The organism is Hyphomicrobiales bacterium (genome assembly GCA_016710435.1).
Classification (GTDB): Bacteria; Pseudomonadota; Alphaproteobacteria; order Rhizobiales; family Aestuariivirgaceae; genus Aestuariivirga.
On the sequence record JADJVV010000016.1, the window covers coordinates 1 to 16,349 of the forward strand.

18 protein-coding genes are annotated in these 16,349 nt (G+C 61.2%); all 18 read right to left on the reverse strand.

The annotated features are described in order from the left end of the window. Positions 1-323, reverse strand: a 323-nt coding sequence (locus tag IPM06_19205) for a hypothetical protein (GenBank protein ID MBK8772533.1), incomplete at its 3' end; no start/stop codon positions are given. Beyond that, a complete protein-coding gene (locus IPM06_19210) occupies positions 286-1,533 on the reverse strand; it encodes a hypothetical protein (protein ID MBK8772534.1) in 1,248 nt (415 codons plus the stop codon). The genes IPM06_19210 and IPM06_19205, both read right to left, overlap by 38 nt. Then, on the reverse strand, positions 1,530-3,161 hold the full coding sequence (locus tag IPM06_19215; GenBank protein ID MBK8772535.1) for a hypothetical protein: 1,632 nt from the start codon (positions 3,159-3,161) through the stop codon (positions 1,530-1,532). The genes IPM06_19210 and IPM06_19215 overlap by 4 nt, the downstream gene beginning before the upstream one ends. A gap of 17 nt (positions 3,162-3,178) precedes the next feature. Continuing rightward, complete coding sequence (locus IPM06_19220; protein MBK8772536.1) at positions 3,179-3,616, reverse strand: hypothetical protein; 438 nt, start codon at positions 3,614-3,616, stop codon at positions 3,179-3,181. 568 nt (positions 3,617-4,184) lie between these two features. Continuing rightward, the gene (locus IPM06_19225) at positions 4,185-4,439 is read right to left on the reverse strand and encodes a hypothetical protein (GenBank protein ID MBK8772537.1); all 255 of its coding nucleotides are present in this window, start codon (positions 4,437-4,439) and stop codon (positions 4,185-4,187) included. A 15-nt stretch (positions 4,440-4,454) separates the two neighbouring features. Then, entirely contained in the window at positions 4,455-6,176 is a 1,722-nt protein-coding gene (locus tag IPM06_19230; GenBank protein ID MBK8772538.1) for a hypothetical protein, read from the reverse strand. A 291-nt stretch (positions 6,177-6,467) separates the two neighbouring features. Next, positions 6,468-7,412, reverse strand: a complete 945-nt coding sequence (locus IPM06_19235; GenBank protein MBK8772539.1) for a hypothetical protein — start codon at positions 7,410-7,412, stop codon at positions 6,468-6,470. Between the two features lie 9 nt (positions 7,413-7,421). Continuing rightward, positions 7,422-7,796 carry a hypothetical protein gene (locus IPM06_19240; GenBank protein ID MBK8772540.1) on the reverse strand — a complete coding sequence of 125 codons (375 nt, stop codon included), beginning with the start codon at positions 7,794-7,796 and terminating at the stop codon, positions 7,422-7,424. Further along, positions 7,789-8,571 (reverse strand): hypothetical protein, encoded by a 783-nt coding sequence (locus IPM06_19245; protein MBK8772541.1) that lies wholly within the window; start codon positions 8,569-8,571, stop codon positions 7,789-7,791. The genes IPM06_19240 and IPM06_19245 overlap by 8 nt, the downstream gene beginning before the upstream one ends. Then, positions 8,568-8,906 carry a hypothetical protein gene (locus IPM06_19250; protein ID MBK8772542.1) on the reverse strand — a complete coding sequence of 113 codons (339 nt, stop codon included), beginning with the start codon at positions 8,904-8,906 and terminating at the stop codon, positions 8,568-8,570. The genes IPM06_19245 and IPM06_19250 overlap by 4 nt, the downstream gene beginning before the upstream one ends. 5 nt (positions 8,907-8,911) lie before the next feature. Then, positions 8,912-9,571, reverse strand: coding sequence for a hypothetical protein (locus IPM06_19255; protein MBK8772543.1), 660 nt, complete (start codon positions 9,569-9,571; stop codon positions 8,912-8,914). A gap of 10 nt (positions 9,572-9,581) precedes the next feature. Continuing rightward, complete coding sequence (locus IPM06_19260) at positions 9,582-10,004, reverse strand: hypothetical protein (GenBank protein ID MBK8772544.1); 423 nt, start codon at positions 10,002-10,004, stop codon at positions 9,582-9,584. 50 nt (positions 10,005-10,054) lie between these two features. After that, a complete protein-coding gene (locus tag IPM06_19265) occupies positions 10,055-10,531 on the reverse strand; it encodes a hypothetical protein (GenBank protein MBK8772545.1) in 477 nt (158 codons plus the stop codon). A gap of 66 nt (positions 10,532-10,597) precedes the next feature. Beyond that, positions 10,598-11,872, reverse strand: coding sequence for a N4-gp56 family major capsid protein (locus IPM06_19270; GenBank protein MBK8772546.1), 1,275 nt, complete (start codon positions 11,870-11,872; stop codon positions 10,598-10,600). Positions 11,873-12,022: 150 nt separating this feature from the next. Then, positions 12,023-12,850 (reverse strand): hypothetical protein, encoded by an 828-nt coding sequence (locus IPM06_19275; protein ID MBK8772547.1) that lies wholly within the window; start codon positions 12,848-12,850, stop codon positions 12,023-12,025. A gap of 264 nt (positions 12,851-13,114) precedes the next feature. Beyond that, the gene (locus tag IPM06_19280) at positions 13,115-14,743 is read right to left on the reverse strand and encodes a hypothetical protein (GenBank protein ID MBK8772548.1); all 1,629 of its coding nucleotides are present in this window, start codon (positions 14,741-14,743) and stop codon (positions 13,115-13,117) included. Further along, positions 14,736-15,335, reverse strand: coding sequence for a hypothetical protein (locus tag IPM06_19285; protein MBK8772549.1), 600 nt, complete (start codon positions 15,333-15,335; stop codon positions 14,736-14,738). Before IPM06_19285 ends, IPM06_19280 begins: the two co-directional genes overlap by 8 nt. 2 nt (positions 15,336-15,337) lie before the next feature. Further along, positions 15,338-16,349: terminase (locus IPM06_19290; GenBank protein MBK8772550.1), on the reverse strand; the 1,012-nt coding region annotated here is incomplete at its 5' end.

The window sequence follows — 16,349 nt, forward strand, 5'->3', positions numbered from 1 at the left end:
CAGCGGATGCCGTGCCAGCGCCGCTTGGCGAACTGATCAGGGGTCGTCTCTTCCTCAAACGGCCCGCGCAGGCATGGCGCAACCTCCGCCCCTCCGCCGCTCGTAACGAAGCGCGGTTGGCCGGCGCGCGTAACCAGCCTCGTCGTGCTGCCGTCCGGGTTCTCGGTTGTCTTCTTGCGAATTCCTCCCGCCCCTCCAACGACGTTGAGCATTTCCCGCTCACGCTGCGAGCCTTGCGGCGCACCGAATCGTGTCGGGAAGACGCGGCGGCCAAGCTCCTTGTCGTCAAAGGCCATGAAGGCGCCCAGCGACTTCAGCAGCAATGTCAGCATCCGCTAGCGCAGAGGGTGCAACATTTCCGCTCATGGAGACGATCAGCGACGACACGCCGCCCACTTCGCGCACGAGAACCGCAGCAACGTCCGCGGTGTCGGTTGCCACGTTGGCGGACTGCACCTCGTTGGCGGCGCCGTCAGGCCCGGCGACGATCACCCCTTTGTCGCCGTACCAGCCAACCGTCTCGCCGGTGCGCATCTTGAACCGGCTTCCTTCCGCTGCGCCGTAGGGCAAGATCAAGCGCGCCGGGGCGTCGGAGATGTCGTCGCCAGGCAGCCACCATGTTGCATCCGTCGTGGTCACATAGACGCCTCCGGAGCACGGGACGATGTTCGTGACTCTGGAGGGGAAGGCAACAGCGCCCTTCGTCGGGAGGTACTTACCCGGTGTGCGCGGTTGCGAGTATGTGAGCATCGATCCGGTTGCCACGAGTAGCCGTCCGTGGTACTCGGCCACCAAATGGCCGGCTGGCTGCGGCTCAAGATGCTCTTGCGCCAAGGTAACTCCGTCGTACCTCGTCGTCAGGTCCGCAAGCCCTGAGCCGCCAGCAACGGCCGAGTGTCTTGTCAGCACGCCACCATCGGCCGCTGACAGGTAGATGTGGACGTTGTCCGCGCCGGCAGGGGATGAGGGCAGCGTTACACGGATGCCGCCAACAGAGAGCAGTTCGATTGCCTGCACAGGGCTCGCGCCACCTTCCTCCCCCGAGGACGTTGCGTGCACGATGCTGAGCAGGTACGTTCCAGGGTTCAGAGATCCGGAAATCAGGGACACACCAGGCGCCGCTGGCACGGCCAATGACCACGGCTCCGGGTACTCTGCACCGGCAAGTAGCCGGCCAGAGTCCGTGCCGTTGGAGAAATAGACCGCGCCGTTGACATCCTCGTAGCTCATGCGCGAGTCGGCAGAAAGCGCCGTCAGCAACACGGAGGCGAACGGCGAAAATCCCGTAATCTCGTAGAGCGCGCTGGACTGCACGTAGAGTGTGCGAGCGCCGTTCGACCACAGCGAATGCGCGCCTGCCAGCGCTGCCTCTGGCGATCCGTGGCCGGCTCGCCGAGAAATTCGGCCGGAGTTGTCCAGATCAACATTGAGCGCGTGGCGCAGGAACTGCCCCGCCGGGCGGCCTCGCTCGTAGACGGCCAGATCATCAACTTGACGCAGATTGTTCAACCCCAAGAAAGGCCCAAATTTCATGCGAATTCCTCAACGTGGATTTGTTTCAAGGGAGTGAGGGCGTAGGTTGTCGCGCTGACATCAATGATCTGCCGAGGCTCAATAAACGTCGCGTCGCCGATGCCGGATACGAGCGTGCCGCACAAAACATCTCCCAGGGCGGCGCTTCTGCTATCCCCATTCCCGTGGACCACACTGCCGGTGTCGATATCCGCAAGGCTTGCGGATATCTGGCTCGCCACCCCGCTGGCGATACTTCCGTTCGCCACGTTCCCGATAGCGGCAGCTAGCATCCGGCCAACCGCAGCCAACGCACTCCCCGTCACCACAACAGGGCTAGCGGCCTTGATCGCCCCGGACGCGCCCTTGCAGATGCTGCCGCACAGAGCAATCCCTTTTGTCTGGCGCTCGAATGCGGCACGCCCACTGATAAGGGTGCCGGTGCGCAGATAGGCAGCGCAAGGGACGATGTACGCCGCCCGTCCGATAACTTCCGTGCCAGTTGAAACCGCCCCGGCTGCAGGGTATGGGGCAAACGCCGTTATGACCGTGCCCGTCTCTAGCTGTGGCGCCCGATCAGGGTTCACCCCCTCCAGAACGGTCCCGGTGGCGAGCGCTGGGGCGCGCGAGTGCAGCGCCATACCTTGGGCTTCCGCGGTGCTCCCTGTGGTTATCGTGCCCTCCCCCGCCCCAACAACCACCCCCGTGGGAGGGTTTGAATCGACACCAACCACGAGGTGACTACGCCCGGAATACTCCGAGTGGTACGCTGCGAGAACCTTCCCGTCTGACAACCTGAAAGGGGTGATAAAAACCTCGTTCGGCGCAGTCGGCACGTTGTCGAACGCAGTTAAAACCAGGTCGTCGCCGGAGATCGCGCCGGACGCCACCTTATCTAGGTTTGTGTCTAGATCGCCGTTGTACCCCCCACTAACAAGTACGCTTCCGTCCCACTGCGCAGCCACTTGCAAGTAGTTGTCGTCAACAACGTACCCACCTCCTGTCACAGTTGCCGCGGCCCACTCAACACTGTTTCCTGAAATTGTCGCAAACGCAAACTGTGTTGCGGAAAAAGCCACCAACACCCGCCCATCAGGTAGCGTCGTTGCCGTGGCCATATCCGGGTTGAACGGAGAAAGGGCGGTACTGAGTGTGGCTTGCACCCAAGTGATGACATTCCCCGACACCGTTCCAAAATACGCACCTCCGACAAATGAGGCGTAGGGGTCCCCGATAGGGTCCGGATATACGGGGACCACAAACAGCCGTCCGTCAGGAAGCACCGTTTGCGCGTGGGAATCCATCGGGACTGGTAGGTTCGACGATTGCACCCACGAGAAATCCGCCGCGGAGTACGTCCCTATGTATGTCTCTAGCTCCGGGGAGGACTCACGTCCTCCAGTAATTACAATCCGGCCGTCAGAGAGCCTTGATATAGCAGAAAACCCCGTCCAATAGAGGTTGTCCCAAGGGCAAGCTGTCGCGAGATGTGTCGCGACCAACCCTGTGGCCGGGTCATAAACCGCGACGGTTGTGCTGCCAGAGCCGAACGTTGCGATCGTGTCTTGCTCGACCTCTGCCCAATAGTTCTGTTGGTCAGAAGACGAGTCATCTGTGGCTGCCGGGGTGAGGGACCATGCAATCGTCACGATGCGCGCCTACGAGATTAATACTCGGTGATTGTCGTGGCAGGGGTAAGCCTTGGCGTCACACCAGCGGCCACAGCAATGGCAGGCGTGACCCCGCCAACATATAGAAGCTTCCCGTTTCCGGATGCAAGCGTCCCGATTCCGAAGTGCGTAATTGTCGCGGTCCCCGCTGTGCATGCGGGGAAGTCAACGTTGGCGACGGGGGATATCGCGCTCCCGACAATGCTCCACCCGGCTGCGCTCCTCGCCACAGCTACCCGCGCATAGCCGGTGTAGGTCGTCTCATTTTGAGATTGCTCAGTGGCTGGCGTGTCCGTAGGGTCTGCGGTGTGCAGGCTGAGGTACAGCGTTGACACAGGAGATGCGGCGGCATTGTCTGCGATATTGGCAATGCCGATCGCTTGGAAGACTAGCTTCTGAATGGCGGCCTCAAAGTAGGCAGTTTTTCCGGACACGGTGATCAATCCTTGGGTAATTTACGAAACGGGAATCCCGGCCCCTGGCCGAGCGAAAACGGACACGACGGCCGGGCCAATAAGGACGGCGGTAGTTTTTGAAAATGCCGCAGGAACAATCTCTCGACCGCCCCACGTGAATTGAAAAGAGCCCCACGTAGCGCCAAGGTCGCCCCACGTGGGCGGCGCCTCTGGGCTGACAACGGATGGAAAGCCGTAGGGCGACAAGGTGTAGAGCTGCCCAAGTTGGTCCGGGGCAATGAACGCAACCGGGGTTGCAGGGAGCACCGATACTGCCCTCGCTCGGGGCAGCGGAATATCATCGCCGGCCCACGTGTGCCATAGGCTGCCCCACCGGGCTTTCGAGTCGCCCCAGAGCGTGGTCATTGGTTATGGGGCAGCTTCGACTGCCGCATCGCCGCCAGCATCCTGGCGCAGTGCTGCCCGCATATACAACCTGCACGCAGACTGCCCCACAAGCACCGCAAAACACGGTACGTCCCGAGCGGGAAAACAACTATGGCGCTGGTGCCGAACATTCAACCTCCAGCGGACGTGCGCGTGGCACTCACAGCGCATTGGCCATATTCGTTGCGTGCCCGGCGTCGAGTAGCGCCGAGAGCGCATCTGTGGTCGCGAATGCCACCGCCCCAATTTCGGACTTTGTGTATCCCTCGTTAGCGCCTTCACCGTCAGACAGGGTAGTGCCGTAATCAAGCGCCTGCCACTCGCGCTGCAGGGCTTTCAGTTCGTTGACACCGTCCCATATTTGACGGTTAGCCGCACGCACGGCGCTGATGTAGTCCTGGTGTCTGTTTGCCATTTTCTTTCCTTTGCGTTAATTGATAATGCCGAATGCCTTGCAGGCGTTGTAAAGCTCCGTCAGCCGCAACTCATCTCGCGTTGCGTCTCCTGGAATCTCTGCAGTCAGAGCAGATGCACGAGCAACGGCGGAAACACCGTTTACGCTCGTTTTTACTTGAGTGCCGTCGGCTTCGCAGCGGAAGCCAGCCCTATACCCAGTCCAGTCCCAGGTGCCAATTTCTGCGGCGTTTGTGCGGGTTGCGTGCGTAGCACTCAGGCTAATGGACAAAAACGAGGCTTGCAACGTGTCATCGGTTGTGCTGGACTTTGCCTTTAGATCAAACCTGGAGCCAATTCCAGCCGCGCCGGCGCCGGCGCAGTTTTTGGAAACCCCAAAAACTGGATAGACCGCATTAGTAGTCGCGTCAGACACGGAAAACGTTGCCGCTGGTGTGGTACCAACCAGTGTAATAGTCGTTACTCCAGTGCTACTTGTAACCGATTTATAGTATTGCGTCGAACTGTACCCTGCTCGAAACTGCTCAGATGTAGACTCTGCATGCACTTGCGCCACAGGGGATGTCGTGCCAAATCCGGCTTTGCCTTCAACAGCCAGGCCGTTTGTAGGGAGCGAGGAGGTGATGAGGAGCTTGTATGCTGCACCAACACCGATCCGGTCTTCGAGGTTTGCGGACGAAACCACAGAGAGCTTTAGCGTCGAGAGCCTGATGTTAGTGTCCGCTCCCCCGGCGTGATAATTGATCAAGTGGATAAACTTGACGAACGCAGTTCCGTGCCGGAAGTTAGTATCCCCGTCAGACGAGTCTGAGGCGATACCTCCGATAAACCCGGAATAAGGCGTCCATGCGTTTGGCACGGTGCCAGCCGCCAGAGCGATGTATTTATAACTGCCCGCCGTGCCCACGTTTCGCACTGCTGCGCCGGCGGCGAGCGCCGGGCCGGTCCACGGGACCCTCAGCGTGATCACATTCCCGCTAATTCCCCCAGACGCCCACGCGCCCAGCGAGTTGTTACTGCCATACGAATTTGAGATGTTCCGCGTGTAGGTGTAATTAGGATACGTGTACCCGAAAGAATTTGAGTACCCGTACCACGCGAAATTGCGGCCCGCTACCGCCCCCGTCGAGTTCCACCCCGTAGCATCGGTGAGCGTTATCGTCGTATCGCCAGGGTTAAGCGCGACAGCTAGAGTCGTGTCTGTCGATCCTGTAAATTTTGCCCCCATTGGGGATGAAATAGAAAGGCCGTCAGCGTCATAAAGAGCGACACCAAAATACTGCTTGTTTGCCGGGTTGAAATTCCCGCCGCCCACATCGCCGGCTTTTGCGAGTAGTGACAGTACGTAACGCGCTCCGAGCGTATCGACGGGGATTAGCTCGTCTGACTGCGCCGCTACGTATGTCCCATTAATGCGGAATGATCCACCCCCAGACGCGGTATCTGTCGAGTCGAATGTATAGGATGAAAAGTTGTTGTTGTTGTACATCAGACCAGAGCCATTGCTGATCAAGCTCATCCCCCTGGCGCGCACATACTCTTCTGTAGCAACAGAGTTAATCCGTGCGCCATTGTCAATCCGCACAATCCCTTGAGTTGTGTGGGAAGTGGCTTTTAACGTCAGGTGTCCGCCGCTGGCCGTGTCTCCGATAATCGTCTGCCCCCCAGCCTTGCCCGCCAGCAGAACGTACAACCCCGACAGCGCCGCTTTTATGTTCGCCCAGGACAGCTTTTTCAAGACATTCGCCGCTGCTGAGTCCACTAGTCCGATCTGGTCAGCATCAACGGGCGTCGTCTTGCTCGTCGCTCCGAGGATCAGTGTGCCGATGCTATTCGTCGTCTCAGCAGGCGTTGCAGCGTCGCCGGTATTCGTGCCTGTGCTGGTGCCGCTACCGGTTGGTGCGCCCACCATCGCCGCCGTGATACCACTTACCGGACCAGTGAATGTCGGGGATGCCGATTTGGGTTCGGCGCCTTTCGCATCGAGGTTGCTCGCGTCGGTGGCGTTATCGACCGGCGATGGCGTTTGTTAACGCCGGTTGCTGGCGTGCGAATCAGCATTGGCCCCCTGCGTACTGGTGGCGTACGCCGTGCTCGCGGTTGTCGCCGCGGTTCCCAGCCCGAGCGTACTGCGTGCGGTGTTGGCGTCAGCATCATCAACGAGCGTGGCGCCCCATGCGGATATTCCGTGTGCTGTCGTTACCGAGTTGTGCGTCGATACCGCGCCGGCCGCCTCAAAGTCGCCCGTAGCAGAAGCCGCAGCCGTGCCTAGCGTCGGCCTCCCTGAAAGCGAGGCATAGGCGATCTGCGCCCCGTCGCCGCCGTCGTGGTTGTGCGAGTCGCCGCCTGTGACGCCTTTGGAGATTGGCGCGTATCGGGCATCCCCTCGCGCATCGGTGTGATAGTGACCGTGGTCGTCGTCAGCCAGCCCGGTCAAGGCGCCGTGGTCTGATACCCCACCAGGTAGGCTGGTCAAGGCGCTACCGTCCAGGGCAGGCAGCTTGCCGCCGGTTTGCACCTGAACGAGATCCCCCACGGCGGTGCCAGCGTCGAGGTACGCCGCAGTGCCAAGGTCCGCTTCAAGCGGGTAGACGCCGTGCGGGTCAAGGGCGGACTCGTGCGCCGCAATCGCCGTCGCGACAGTGCCTGCAATATCGTGCGCGGCAGTGTCCGCCTCGTGGTCTGCGAGGTCGCTCGATGCAAGCGCCGCATTGGCAAGCGCCGAGATTGCGTCGGCAGCAGCATCCGCGGCTGCGTCGGCCGCCGCCATCGCCGTAGCGATCACCCCGACCAGTCGATACTCGATAGAGCCCGTGTCGGTCGTGCCCGTCTTGCCGATAACCGCCTGTATCGCCCGCGTCCGCGCTTCCAATTCAGAATGATGCTCGGGGTGTGTCGGGCTCGATCCTCCGAGCGACTCTCCAGCGCCAGGCGTGGGCAGAAGCGGGTCAAGCTCTGCGGGGAAATTACTCATGTCGTCTCGCTATTGTGTGAATCTAATCTGCAGCGCATCAGGCATGTGCCCGTTCCACCAGAACACAAACACCGCTAGAAGGGCTGACAAAATCGCCCAAAAAGAGCCTGAGCCGATCTGCTCGATCCTCGCTCGCCAAAACTGGCTGTAGAACCGCGCACGCTCGATGCGCGCCTCATGATCAAGCCGGTGCAGCGTGGGGTTCCCCTCGGGGAAAGCTGACGCAAACTGCGCCATTGCGACCTTTTTGAACTCCTCTTCGTCCTTGATGTGCGCCTCAACCATCTCGCGCATGGGCCGCAGCGCATCCAGATCGGATCGCAAGTGCGAAACCTCTCCGAGAATCGTGTTCAATACGTTGATGACCGGATCGGTATCACCCATTGCTGGTCGCCTCTTTGGTCGTCGTCACCGTGCCGACAAGCAGCTTTGTGACGACTGGCACCGCGTCATCGCTGAATAATTCCAACTCGTACTCGCCGGACTTCCAACCTTGCGCCGCCAGCGCGACATCTGAGGCGGACACAATGAAGGTGATGGTGAAAAGCAGCTCGTCGATGACGATGCGCCCGTTGGCCGTCGTGAGTCGGATCAGGTCTTGCAGGTCGAGCACATCGCCTGGCGAGTACGTCGCCCCGGCCACCCACTCTTTTTCCGGGTCGCCGGATGTTGCCGCTACCCAAGTAACCGCGCCGTCCGTGCCTGCGCCGGCCGGCTTCGTCGCGCCAGACACGCCGCCGACCGAGCACTCGACAAGATTGGTGATGCCACGCTTGCGCTTGACCGCCATCCGTGCGCCGAACCCGGCCAGCGATTTCGGCGTGTTGTATTGCAGCACGCCGCCCGACTGGTAGTCCGGCAAATGCACGGCATTAACGCCGTTGAATTCGATCGTGTTGGCGTCAAGGGCCGTGAAATCCCGGTAATCCTCTTCCTTGATGTCGCTCGGGTCGCCTGCGTTCAACGCCTTCGGGCCGACAAGCCCGGTCAGAACGCCGCGCCATGTGACTGGCGCCCCGTGCCCGGTCACGGTGAATGTCGCGGGGGCCTTCTTTGTCATTGCCGTGATTTCACGATAGACGATCGGCGGAACCTCCCATCGAACGGCATAGGCGAAAGTGGTCCCGGACACCCACTCAAAATCTTTAACCAGGCTCATTGCGTGTCGTCCCGGCGCAGCCGATCCTGAATGCCGGCTATGATCTTGTCGGCCTCTTCTTCGGATATCCCGGATAAGGCATTAGCGACTTGCGGCAGGCCGATCTTGTCCGAGCTGATGACCGTCGTCCCGGCGCAGACCAGTCCGAGCAGCGCCGAAGCGATCAAACCCGCCTCATCGACAGTCACGGCAAAGTCGTACCGGTCGGACAGCGCCGCATAGACGGCCGCATAAACGCCGAGCAGGGCCGGAATGATCGCAGAGGCAATCACCGCTATCGACTTGACTAGCCCAGGGTTTTGAACCGCGCTACCTTTCTGTAGTGGCTTCAGCATTTTCGTCACCATGCCTTGATTTTGTGAGGGCGGTTCGCTGCGTTGCGCCGCACATACCCCGCGGTTGGCCGGTTGCCGAAATGAGCCTCGAACCGCGACAGTGACGCCGCAGCCTTGCCGGGATGCTCGGTATCCACGTCGGGGATTGAGTAGGCGCGAAAATCAACCCAATCGAACAACGCCAAGTGATGCGCCGTGGCGATTTCGGGGCGATCTTCTGCGCGAATCATTGGCCTCATCGGGCCGCGATAGACCTCCATCTGCACCGCGTATGCCGCATCCGCGATGCGATTGAAGGCGACTGACTTGTCTTCATGCACGAAATGCGTCGGCGCTCCGGTGCGCTCACGCCAGCGCGGGTCGATGCGATCCAACTCTTTGCGCGTCACTTGGGTCAAGTGATGAACGCAGTTCGCAGAATCGACCAGCCACGCCTTGCTTATCTCGTGGATGGATTGGCTAATGTCTGCGCGACGGTCGCCGGCAACCAGCGACAGCTCAGTCGCCGCCGAGCAGTCGTCAAAGATCAGGCGCGCGCGAATCGCGGCTTCTGACTCAGCCTCGCTGTACCATTCCGCGAACGCCTCCGGCGACCACAGGGGCTTTGAGGAAACCGTGTCCGTGCAGCTTTCGCGCCAACGACGTTCCGCTTCGCCAAGGTTCATATCAGATCAATCAGATCATGATGCCGAATTGCTCGACAAGTCGGACCGCCTCGGAGCGCAATGCAGCGACGCCCTTCCGGCCATCCAGCTTCTGCTGATAGTTCTGCTCAACGAAATCGCGCACTTGGTTGGCGTCCATTTGGCCGATCGACATCACCGCTTCTTGCTCGGGGGTGTCGACCTCCTTGTCTGCTCTCCGCTCAGGCTCGCCAACAGCGGCACGGTCGATGGGCAGCTCGTTTTCTTCCGCCTTCACTTCTTCGTACTGGTCCGGGTGGCGCACCATGCGCAGGGCCACCGCGGGGACGACAAGCTTTACCTCTCGGCGCGTCCACGTCCCGGTCCCGTACAGGTGGTCGAAACACGTTTCGTCGCGGCCGATGTAACGAATGAAAATCCCGCTCGCCTGGGCAACGATGCTTGGCGTCTGCATTCTCGATACTCCTTGCTCTCCCCCGGCGGATTGCGCCGCCGGGGTGGTGGTTACACGCCGGACAGAACCCCGAAGATCATGGCCGTCAGCTCACCGGCCGCGGCCTGAGTCGCGCCACCGTTGGTCAGCACCAGGTAAGCGTCCTTGGGCAGCTTCACCGGCTTGACGGCCGGGTTGTTGGCGACCAGTCGGGCAGCGGTGGCCAGCGAGGTGGCGACAATGAAGTAGTCATCGTCCTGCGGCACCGTGGCGTCGTCGACGCCGTCGACGTAGGCGAATCCGAGCTTGCCGGTGGACGCTGCGGTGAATGCGTCATTGATGGCGACAATCGCGGTTTGCAGGGACAGGCCAGCCGGCAGAATGCCGATACGCACCACGTCGCCACTGGCCACGGCGGTCGCCTTGTCGGAATCGACGAAGACGCCGGAGGCATTGGTGGCGAACTTGAAGTTTTCGGTCCAGGCGTTGCCGCAAGCCGCGGAGAAAGTGACCATCTGGCGGATGGCTTTTTTGGTGACGGTTGACATAGGTCATGCTCCTTTAAGGCGAGCCGGCGCGTGCCGGCCCGCGTTGATGCGTGCGAACGGAACGGCTTACGGGATCAGCGCGACGGCGGTGTCGATGGCAATCACCGAGTTGTCGGTGTATTCGAGGCCATTGCCGAAATCCACCTCGAAGCGAATCTTGCTCTTGCCGCCAATGGCGCCGACCAGGACTTCCAGCTTGTCGCCGTGGTCCATCGGCACTTCAGACCAGAAGTACGGCTGCGCCGACTGGCGCGACTTGCCGTAGGCCTCACAGAGCGCTTGCCCGCCAAGCAAGATGGCGCGATCGACGGCGAACCCGGTTCCGAAAGCCGCCGGAACAAGGTCAACCGCCGTCTCGACAAGGCTGGTCGTCGATGCGCACCAGCGAACGACATCACCGGCAAAGAAGCGGATCGGCTTGGGCATGCGCACGATCAGGATGCCGTTGAACAGACCCACGTCGCCCATAAAGATCGGGTGATTCTTGGCGGTCGAGGCCCGCGCCATTGCCTGCGCTTGAAGTGTGCGGAAGTTCGTGCTCTTGGCGATCGAGGTGTATTGCTCGCTCGACACCAGCAGGACGCGAAGCGGCGAATCGTTTGCTTGTAGGTCGCCCTCGAATTTGACCCCTTGAGGCGGCAGCGGCATGCTTTCCAGCTTCGTGCGCAAGGCGTCAAGCACGTCAGTGGTCATCAAGTCGGTAGTGGCGATGTCCAACTCGTTGGCAGTGGCTGAAACGCGAGCCAGACTACCGGCCTTGCCGATGTAGTGGCGGTTGCGAGTCGGGGCGCGAACGGGGTTGATCATGATTTCCGCGAAATCCGGGTCCGACTCAAGCGGGATCGCCCATTCGATGTTGTTCTCGCTGCCGCGGGCGCCGGCCAAATGGACCAGCGTGCTTTGATCTTCGTAGCGCATGAAGTAGTTCAGCGCCACGGCCCGCGCCAGTTCGCGCAGCTTGTGGGGCGTGCGCTGCTGCGTCATCTTGCCGCCTGCATTGACTGGTTTGCGGTACTGGTTGATACGCAAACGGTCGTCGCTGAAATCGAGCCTCGCGCCCTTGCCCTCGGCGTAGGCCTCGCCCATGATCGGCTTGCCACCGATGGGGCGAACCAGGTCGAAGCTCACTTCGTCGCCCGCGCCGCTCGACAAGTCCTTGCAGCGGACGATCGGCATGTCGTTGGGCGAGTGGAAGCGGAGCTTGTTTTCGGCGTCAGGCTGCTGCGGCAGCTTGCCCGTCAGCCGGTTGATGATGGTTTGGCGCTGCATGCACGAGGCAAACAGGCCAACGGACTGAATGCTGAGCGCTTGCGGCGAGCCGTAGGGGATTGAAGTTTCCATTTGAACTGCTCCTGTAGAGGATTGGGCGCGCCATCACGGCGGGCATTGCTTTGGTGATGCCTTTTTGCGGCGGTTACGTGTGCCGACGAATGAACAGCTCTCGCTGCTCCTCGGTCATTGCGTCCATCTTTCGAGCGAGTTCGTCGGGGGTCATGCGTTTGCGACCGCCGTGTCTTCGTCGCGGTCCGGAACGGTGGCCGCAGGAATGTCGCCCATACTCGTGGGCGGCGGCTTCTTGGCTTCGGCGATTGCTGCGGCAGCCTTCTGCGCGGCGGTCAGCGCCGCCGGCGCTGGAGCCGGGGCGCTTTTGCCCATCACATCCTCAACGGCGGCCTTCAGCGCCGCGGCCGGGGATAGGCCTTTGCTCTCGATCAGGAAGTTGCGAACAGCCGTGACTTTTGCGACCGCCAGCGGGTTGGCATCCTTGCTGTTCAGGTCGAGAGACGGATGTTCAACCCATACGCGCTTGGCCTCAGCGTTCAACTCGGCGCGGGTGGCGGCATCCTGCTCGGCCTGGCGCTCAGCCAGCAGTTCGGCCCGGACGCGCTCAGTAATGCGGGCCTCGGCGCGGCGGTTGGTTTCGTCTCGGATTTGTTTGCGCAGCTCGGTAGCCGCGTCTTTGTCGCCGGCCTCAACTGCGTCGTCGGCCAGCATTTCAAGCTCGTCAAGGTCAATCTCGTCGGGCTCGGCGGGCTTTTCGTCGTCTTCTGCGGACGTCTTCTCGGCGGCGCCATTGTCGGAGCGCTGCCGGTCGGCCATGTCTTTCCAGAACCGGGCCTGCTCTCGAGTGTCCGTCAGTTCTTTGTCGCTGGCGTCCGGATCGGGCGCAGCCTCAGCGGCCGGCGCCGTGCCGGATTGCTCGTTTCCGTCGCCGTCGCCGCTTTCTTCCGAGCCGACATCAAGATCAATGCTCTTGCCGGCGAACAGGGCCGCCTGTTGATCTTCTGAAAGCGCTGCGAACTCGTCAGGAGAGTCCATGAACGAGTCGAAATCTCTTTCTGCCATTCCTTGCCGTCTCCATCTGCGGGAGTCCCGCGCCATCACGGCGAGGGCCGGCCACCTCAAGCCAAGCGGCGAGAAGGTGGTCGGTAAATAATTGGCCGGGCAGTTACGCCCAGCCTCCATCTGCGGGAACCTCCAGCCTAGATACCGGCTGGCTTGATGCTGCTTTTCGCGGCTGCCCGTGAATCAGTCATCGTGCATCGTGTTTATAGCGCAATCCTCAGCGATAGTCTGGAACTATCATGTGCCCCCTTCAATGCCCGCCATCATCCCCACCGCGGGATTGGCTGGAGTCATTGGGTTCGTGTTGGCCAAAGGCGGCGCCGTGGCGATCGGAGTCGCGGGCTCGGCAATGAGCGGCGCCGCGTCGTGGTCCTTGACATCTGCCGACCGGGCGATTTGATCGGCCACCGGCGCGAGGCCCGGAGACAGCGCCAGGTTCTTTGCCGCCTCGGTAGATGAGAAGATGCCTTCGACGCCAGCGTTCGCGGCCTCGGCCAGCACCTTGCGCACCTGGGCATCGATCAGCGGCTGCTGCTGCATCATCCGCTCGATAGCCATGTCCATCTTTTGCTTCTGCACCGCCTGATCGACCGCCTGCTTGATCTGCTCCTGCACCTGCTCGGGCGTTGGCGATGCGCCCGCTTCCTTGATCGCCTGCACCAGCGCCTCGCGGTTCGGGATGTCCATCAGAGACAGCATGTGCGGCATGATGATCGCCTGGAAGCTCGGGCCTGCGGCCTGGAACGCGACCGACAAGGATTGCAGTTGCTGCTGCTTGAAGGTCGTCGAAGAGGGCACGTCGCTGACCCCGACCTTGAGCTTTGCCCGCTGCACGTCGTTGTTCAGGTACTGGTAGCCTGCATCCTCGTCGATCGCCGGCTCGTTGATCTGGATTGTCCGATCAGCAACAATCCCGTTGCCCTTCAGAATCACGGACTCCTGCTTGCCGATCATGTCCTCGATGATCATCGACATCAGTTGGTCGCCAACTTCCGCGCGGGCCGTGTCGGAGTGGTCGCGGATGGCCGCGAGCGCCTGGTTGCTCTGCTCCACTTGCGAGTTGAACTGCACGCCAGATTGCGCCGACTTTGAATGGCCCTCGAATTCGCTGTAGACCCCGCCCACCCGGCGCAGGCCGGCGCGAGTGTCTTCGAGACGGCTGAATTGCTGCGCGTTCAGCTCCAGGTCTTGCTCGACGCGGAAAATACCCCCTTCGCGCAGAGCTTTTGGGTCGAGAACGATGTCGGCGTCTTTCCTGGCAACCTCGTTGCGGAAGTCATCATCGTTGTCGAGCACGACACCCGCAGTCCTCACCACGCGCCGCGCGGCCATTAACCATTGCTGCGAGCTGTGCAGCGCGTTGACTTGGTCTTGCAAGTAGATCATGCCGCGAACCAAGGCGAACGGCGCCCCGGTGCGGTCCTCGCGCTTGCCCCAGAAGGGGATGTACGGGAATTTGTCATGGGAGTGCGGCGAGGGCTCATCAGACAATCGGTGCGGCCCCATCCACCACGACACCCGCACCCGAGACAGCAATACCTTCTGCGGCTTGGCAATCCCCTGCGCCACGGCAATGACGTGCGCTGCGTTGCCGCTGTCGTACTCGATCACGCGGCCATCAGCAAAAGTGACGACCGTCACCAGTTCCCAGCGGCGATACCAGCACTCGAACAGGCAGACGCGGGCTCTCTGAGTATCCAGCCAGTGCTGCTGATCTATCGAACTGCCGCGCTCCTGCTCTGCGGATGCGTATAGCGACGGCTGCTCGCTGCCATCTACCGCGGCGTCGACAAGGTCGATGCCCATCCAGCCAGAGCTGGCGCGCCGGATTAGCTCCGCTTGGTCCGGGAATGTCAGTTCAGCCACCTTGCTTGGCGAGCCACTTTCGCCGGATCAGGAATCGCGCGTCGCTTTGGTCCGGCCGCGCGTGCCAATCGAACGAAATTTCATTGCGATGCACGGACTCGACTCGGTACTTGCACGCCTTGAACGGGTTTTGCTCGCGCCCCACATACACCCAACCGAGGCCCACTTTGACTTGCGGGTCGAACGCCTCGGAGCACGCAACGTCAGCCCCGGAGCGCGTTTCGGCCTCGTGCAGCTTGAAGTTCATAGCTTCCGCGAGGTCGTCGGCGCCGTTCTGCTCCTGCGCAGACACCTTCCAGTCGCCACGGCTCTTGATTTCCAGGCCCAGCACGCCATCCAGGATTGGCCCGATCAGCGGCTCAATGGCCGGCGGGATGCCCAGCGCTTCCATTTCCTTCAGGATCGTCGAGCCCAGCTGGTTGCCGTCGCAGTAGTCCATCTCCTTGTCGGCTTGAGTCCTCCATGCCGGCTGGTCGCGCACCTCTTCAAGAAAAGCGGTGAATTCTTCAAGCGTCAGCGGCTGGCCGCTGCTGCCTTTGTGCCTCTTGGCGCCGCCAACCTGCGCCAGCGCGCCCGTATTTTCCATGCCCATCCCTACAACCTCCAATTCGACGGCCGGCGAGCGCCGCTGCGCCTTGTCTCCCGAGCCGCCACCACGGCAAACGTCTCACCAGCATCAGCCACCTGGCCGAACTGGCGAAAGGCGTCAGCCCCGTGCGAGTCGTCATTGTGGACATGATTGTCCGTCCAGCAAGCGCGGGTCTTGTCCCACCCCTTGCGGTATCCGCCCAGGCGTTTCAGGCCTTGCCGGCAGCCTTGCTCGCTGAACCTGCACGTCGACAACTGCTTGCGTGTCGAGTTGATGCCGGCAATGAGCCTCGTTACCTGCGACACAATCTCGAATCTTTGCCCTGGCATCAACTCTTCCAGGCTCTCTTGCGTGCTCTGGTTATGGTCCGGGTCTTTGCCAATGCGCTTGTGCGCCGCTTCGTGCGGCAGGTAGTGCGTACCGAAAATGTACTTCGTGTCTTGTAGATGCTGGGCGTAATGATCCAGGTCTTCGCCGCTAGCCTCGTAGTAGTGTATGAACCAATTTTCTTGCTGCACTTTTTGGTGAAACCAAATGCAGGTCATGTCACCCTTGCCGATGTCCCAAAAGGTATTCACCGGCGCCGAAATGTCGGGGAGCGTCTCGACCACCCGCCCTTGCTTGCGAGCTGTTGCGAGCTGTGCCGCGTAGTAGCAGCCCTCGATCGACACCGCGAAAGCCTCGTCTGGATAGCTCGGGTACTCCTGCCACATCAACGGTTCTTCGCCGGAAAAGTCCGATTCGAGCGTTGCGACGTACCAAGCGCGCTTGCGCAGCGGGATTTCCCGGCCGATCAGCGCCTCTACCTTTCGGAAATACTCATGATTCTTGGCGGTCATCGTGACCAGGGCCGGGTCGAGCTCGTACTCGTCGGCGTCCCACCACGAGTAGAAGTGGAAGCGGTAATCCTTCTCGCTCAACTCGCGGCCCGTCTCGTCCGTGGCCTGTGCGATCTTCGACAGATCGTAGAACGCGCCCTGCTGGCCCTCCGCGGTGCTCTCAACTACGAGAATGCCC

What these genes read in the sequence shown, in the direction of transcription:
- IPM06_19250 (MBK8772542.1), bottom strand. Translation starts at nt 8,906, where the DNA reads ATGCTGAAGCCACTACAGAAAGGTAGCGCGGTTCAAAACCCTGGGCTA.
- IPM06_19255 (MBK8772543.1), bottom strand. Translation starts at nt 9,571, where the DNA reads ATGAACCTTGGCGAAGCGGAACGTCGTTGGCGCGAAAGCTGCACGGAC.
- IPM06_19235 (MBK8772539.1), bottom strand. Translation starts at nt 7,412, where the DNA reads ATGAGTAATTTCCCCGCAGAGCTTGACCCGCTTCTGCCCACGCCTGGC.
- IPM06_19245 (MBK8772541.1), bottom strand. Translation starts at nt 8,571, where the DNA reads ATGAGCCTGGTTAAAGATTTTGAGTGGGTGTCCGGGACCACTTTCGCC.
- IPM06_19240 (MBK8772540.1), bottom strand. Translation starts at nt 7,796, where the DNA reads ATGGGTGATACCGATCCGGTCATCAACGTATTGAACACGATTCTCGGA.
- IPM06_19260 (MBK8772544.1), bottom strand. Translation starts at nt 10,004, where the DNA reads ATGCAGACGCCAAGCATCGTTGCCCAGGCGAGCGGGATTTTCATTCGT.
- IPM06_19285 (MBK8772549.1), bottom strand. Translation starts at nt 15,335, where the DNA reads ATGGGCATGGAAAATACGGGCGCGCTGGCGCAGGTTGGCGGCGCCAAG.
- IPM06_19225 (MBK8772537.1), bottom strand. Translation starts at nt 4,439, where the DNA reads ATGGCAAACAGACACCAGGACTACATCAGCGCCGTGCGTGCGGCTAAC.
- IPM06_19210 (MBK8772534.1), bottom strand. Translation starts at nt 1,533, where the DNA reads ATGAAATTTGGGCCTTTCTTGGGGTTGAACAATCTGCGTCAAGTTGAT.
- IPM06_19265 (MBK8772545.1), bottom strand. Translation starts at nt 10,531, where the DNA reads ATGTCAACCGTCACCAAAAAAGCCATCCGCCAGATGGTCACTTTCTCC.
- IPM06_19275 (MBK8772547.1), bottom strand. Translation starts at nt 12,850, where the DNA reads ATGGACTCTCCTGACGAGTTCGCAGCGCTTTCAGAAGATCAACAGGCG.
- IPM06_19270 (MBK8772546.1), bottom strand. Translation starts at nt 11,872, where the DNA reads ATGGAAACTTCAATCCCCTACGGCTCGCCGCAAGCGCTCAGCATTCAG.